Raw genomic sequence first — 4,124 nt, 5'->3', positions numbered from 1 at the left:
GTCTAAGATACTCCGTTTAAATTCTTTACTTCTTGAGGTATTCATATTTTTCTCCAAAGGGTTACGTTATTCCCGCTTTTATATGGTTCGGGAAGGGAATATGGATGAGTTGTTGAGCCAGTAGCATTATTAGCCCAGACTTTGGCAACATGTAGACAATCTACAAACATCTTACTTTTTTGGTACTTTTTGTTAAAAAGCTTCTGTGTTGTAATTCTCTGTATTTCTTGCAAGGGAAGGGCGATCCTTGACTTTTTGCTTTTGATTCTCGATCGTTGTTTATGTATTCAACCATCTCAAGATTGTTCATGGTTGGCTGTTTAATATGTGGGCAATACGACAATATTTGAATATTGCATTACGTTTTCCTTTTGAAATGAACCTGTGCCGCAGAGGAAATTAGTCCATCAAGGCTTGTCAGCACTAACCGACTTCCTCAAAGGCTCATTTCAAAAGGTTCAGATTCGATGTCATTCTTTACGCAGCGGGGGGTATAGAAAAGCTTTGAACGATAACCAGGGCTCATTGAGCTGGATTAATTATTGAATCTGGATTTAAACAAAGTTCCCGTTCTACCTCTCTGCGGTTAATCAGCCCGTTTGATACCTTTCCTTCATCGTATTTCCACCGGCGCATTTGGTCACAAGCGCCTTGAATATCTCCGGCGTTCAACTTCTTAAGCAGCGTTGAATTGGCAAATGTCCCACTGCCGATATTGTAAACAAATGAAGTCAAGGCGGCTTTCTGCAAATCGGTAAGCGGAACAGTGACATAACGTTCAACGGCGGAGCGTGCTATCTGTAAATCCTGCTTCATCAATGCGTTGCATTCTTCTTCGTTATAAATTTCCCCTGGCGTAACGTCCTTGTCGGTATGACCGTGACAGACAGTGAGCACGCCTCCGCCATCACGATAGGGCTTATAGCGCTTACCTTCGTTCCACTGCACCAAGACCGGCAGACAGTGCTAATACGCCGCCAGCCGCTGCCGCCAGAAGGCGGTTTTTAAGTTGAGCGTTCATGGTGAATTATTTTAACAATGATGGAAGTGGCATAAGCAATGATGCACCATAAGCTATACCAGTTGTTAAAGCTTCAGCTAAAATTTCGGGCGGAATAGAGGGTAACCGTTGAACTCCAAAATTTGCGCGCTCTGACTTCATCCATTTCACGTGTAAGCTGTGCTATGATTGCAACTCGTAGTTGATTGATTAGATTTATATAGCTAGGCGACTTTAAAATGATTACAAGTAATTACTCTATATCAGTAAATTTATATTGGAGAAAAACATATATTTTTGTAATCAAAATTAAGACGCTTAGCTATATCGTCTTTATTTGTGAATAGGATTTCGTTCATATTATGTCCAATATTAATGAGTTTTATGAGTATCCAGAAAGGTTGTTCGGTCTGCTCTATAATATTTTCCCACAACCACAAAGCCTTTACGTTTATGACATTGCTGATTTGATAGATACCAAGGAAGCCGCTAAAATTATAAAGACTAAGTCTAAAAAAGTTGTCTATGCGGTAAAGTGGTTGTATCAGTATGGTTATATTTCTTTGGATATAACGCACACAGGGGCTTTTAATGACATTTTCTTAACCAAAAAAATATTATATCTCTTGACGTTAAAATCAGATGATTCTTCCTTGGGAGATAAGATAATTAAAGCAACATAAGATAAGAAAAAAGACGAAATAATATTGTTTGGATACGAGATAATGACTAAAAGCTTTAAAGCTCATCTATATTATAGAGATACAGTTCATAATTTATCTCTTCGTGAAATTAAATAGGAATACTAAATAACTGTTCCGAATAGTAGATCACTTGATAACTATAGGTGATCATTTTGCTGCTCATCACTACCACTCTTGAGCCTTGATATAAAAGGTTTTTGGGACGGAAAGCTGACTATCCCTTTTGCCACAAGGCTTGTGAAGGGTGTAGCGGTATTAGGAACAGCTATTTAGAAATTTCTACGGCACGGTCTACTGCTACAATAGGTAAACGGTTTGTTAATGTGGGATTCACTTAACCTCCTTGACTTTGAGTCGGTATTCCTTGTGACGGTAGTACCAGTTGAGGCCAACGGTCAACACTGAACAGATAATACCCGTAACCAGGGCCCATTCACTAAGCGATAGCGCACCGCATAGAAGCGTCGTCGCGCTGGTACCATAGGCAGTGCCCGTTGTATATTTTTCAATATTATTCATAGATAGTTTTATTTATTTTCGAGTGTTTAAATAATGGGGTATGTTTCTTTTGAGGGAAGGGTAGCGACTCGTCAAAAAACCATACCCTTTTCATTAATTTGAGGAGTAAGATTTTCTATTTCTTTTTTAGTCCGCAAAAGTCTATCTGTTTCCAACTCTACGCCAATAGCTTTCCGGACCTAATTGAATTGGGACTTTTACCGCCGAAACGGAACCCATAAAGAAATCTGCTACGGTATGTTTCGGCTTGCTACTGACGTTAATAATGTGCTCAAGTAAGGCTGCTGGTTTTTCACAAGAATGTTTACCGCGATAGTATAGTACGGGTGGAAAGTTCCACACATCGGTATACGGTACGTCTTTGCTGACAGAAAACGATCGGCGCAAGTTTTCATATTGTCACTTAAGTTCGGCATAGCTTTTCATCAGTTCACTGTAATCACGCTGAAGTTTATTGTGACTTTTCGATAAAAACGACACTAACCTTTTCTCTGCGGCTTTTTGCGAAAATAATTCCTGCAATTTTTCGTATTATGATTTGTTGGGCAGTTGCCATTGGGAATACGAGAACCAATGCCGGTGCATGTAGCTTCCCATATGCTTTTCTATCTCTTTCCCCGTGATATTGAGTTGATTTTTTACGGTGATGCAATAGTCAATCAGAGGGGCGAACACTTCGCTTTTTAACTCAGCACATTTCAATGCATAGCAAGCGTCATTTTTACTGTGCCTTCTGCCCCGTACTGCTTTGCAAACAATATTCGCTCGGTACTGGGGAAAATGAGCGAAGCGTATCTTTCTTCTGTCCTTCTGTCGTCGCCACGGGCCAAACGGTTTAGCCAAAATAATGTGATTTAACACCCTCATCTGATTTCTTAGCATAATTTCGGTATCAGCAGCCAATGCTGCCCTACAAAACAGATAGAGACTGCCGTTTGGCTTTAATATCCTTTGGAATTCAACGAGGTAATCATTTAGCCACGCTAGATATTGCTCGGTTGTTTTCCACTGCCTGTCCCAGGCGCAGGATTTAACACGGTATAGCTGGGCGACTTTAAAATGATTACAAGTAATTACTCTATATCAGTAAATTTATATTGGAGAAAAACATATATTTTGTAATCAAAATTAAGACGCTTAGCTATAGTATCGCGGATCAGTCACAATAAGATCGATTGAATTATCTGACAGTATTTTGATATATGGCAACGAGTCTCCGTTAACCAATATTGGTTGGTTTGAAAAAGTCATCGTTGTTACCTTGGATTTTAAATGTGATTGACCCTGTTGGTGTGTTGATAATTTTTAGTCAGCTACGGTTAAGAATATTCATCAATAATGACGACACACTTGCCGCCTTTTACACCGCCGTTGTTATCCATCTTCTCAACGGTCATCACGCGAATTTGGCTATCATCGTGCCAAATATCCGCTCCAGTTAAAGAATCGAGTACACCTTTGGAATAATTGTCCACATCACGCTTTATCTTGTTGGGTAGATAGAGTTGGATCAATACAGAGACCTCACCTTTAAATTTTTAACAGTCAGATTTCTGGCGCATCTCGTTGAGAATTTTTACCGTTGTTGCTTTAAATGCTTTAGCTTTATCACTTAAGTAGGGGCGTTTAAAATTATGTCGCCAATAAGTATTAACGCTGGGCGGGAAAGGGAGTTCAATTATCATGTTTTCATTCAAACCTTACTGGGAAATATTTATCTAAGAATGTTTGCAGTAATGAGAGGAGTTTTTCAGCCTTGGCTTGCCATCTGCGAATAAAAAACTCAAATCAGTATTTTGAACCACACCCAGGTAAAAAATGATTGGGAAAGCAAGGATAATAAATAAAAACCGGATAAAAATGTTGATATATTTACTCATGCTTCACCCTCTATTTAATAG

General features: G+C 39.2%; 4 protein-coding genes and 3 pseudogenes. 1 reads left to right on the top strand and 6 read right to left on the bottom strand.

All coding sequences use genetic code 11. From position 1 onward, the window contains the following. Positions 1 to 522: 522 nt before the first annotated feature. Positions 523 to 1,021, bottom strand: a pseudogene (locus ARSQ2_RS09920) (lysozyme). 341 nt (positions 1,022 to 1,362) lie between these two features. Here ARSQ2_RS09920 and ARSQ2_RS09915 point away from each other — a divergent pair. After that, positions 1,363 to 1,683, top strand: coding sequence for a hypothetical protein (locus ARSQ2_RS09915; RefSeq protein ID WP_181995196.1), 321 nt, complete (start codon positions 1,363 to 1,365; stop codon positions 1,681 to 1,683). Between the two features lie 351 nt (positions 1,684 to 2,034). On the opposite strand, the gene ARSQ2_RS09910 is transcribed toward ARSQ2_RS09915, so the two are convergent. The 5 genes and pseudogenes from ARSQ2_RS09910 to ARSQ2_RS09895 form a co-directional block, all read right to left on the bottom strand. Continuing rightward, positions 2,035 to 2,223: a phage holin family protein gene (locus tag ARSQ2_RS09910; protein WP_181995195.1), complete on the bottom strand. Its 189-nt coding sequence runs from the start codon at positions 2,221 to 2,223 to the stop codon at positions 2,035 to 2,037. 141 nt (positions 2,224 to 2,364) lie between these two features. Next, a complete protein-coding gene (locus ARSQ2_RS13165) occupies positions 2,365 to 2,565 on the bottom strand; it encodes a DNA methyltransferase (protein WP_238334444.1) in 201 nt (66 codons plus the stop codon). Between the two features lie 109 nt (positions 2,566 to 2,674). Next, complete coding sequence (locus tag ARSQ2_RS13160) at positions 2,675 to 2,875, bottom strand: hypothetical protein (RefSeq protein ID WP_238334443.1); 201 nt, start codon at positions 2,873 to 2,875, stop codon at positions 2,675 to 2,677. A 203-nt stretch (positions 2,876 to 3,078) separates the two neighbouring features. Further along, positions 3,079 to 3,297 (bottom strand): annotated as a pseudogene (locus ARSQ2_RS15040) (hypothetical protein); the annotation flags it as partial. A 245-nt stretch (positions 3,298 to 3,542) separates the two neighbouring features. Next, positions 3,543 to 3,746, bottom strand: a pseudogene (locus tag ARSQ2_RS09895) (RusA family crossover junction endodeoxyribonuclease); the annotation flags it as partial. Positions 3,747 to 4,124: the final 378 nt, after the last annotated feature.

Source organism: Arsenophonus endosymbiont of Bemisia tabaci Q2, assembly GCF_902713415.1.
Lineage (GTDB): Bacteria > Pseudomonadota > Gammaproteobacteria > Enterobacterales > Enterobacteriaceae > Arsenophonus.
Note: the sequence above shows the minus strand (reverse complement) of the source record. Positions and strands in the feature narration are given on the sequence as shown.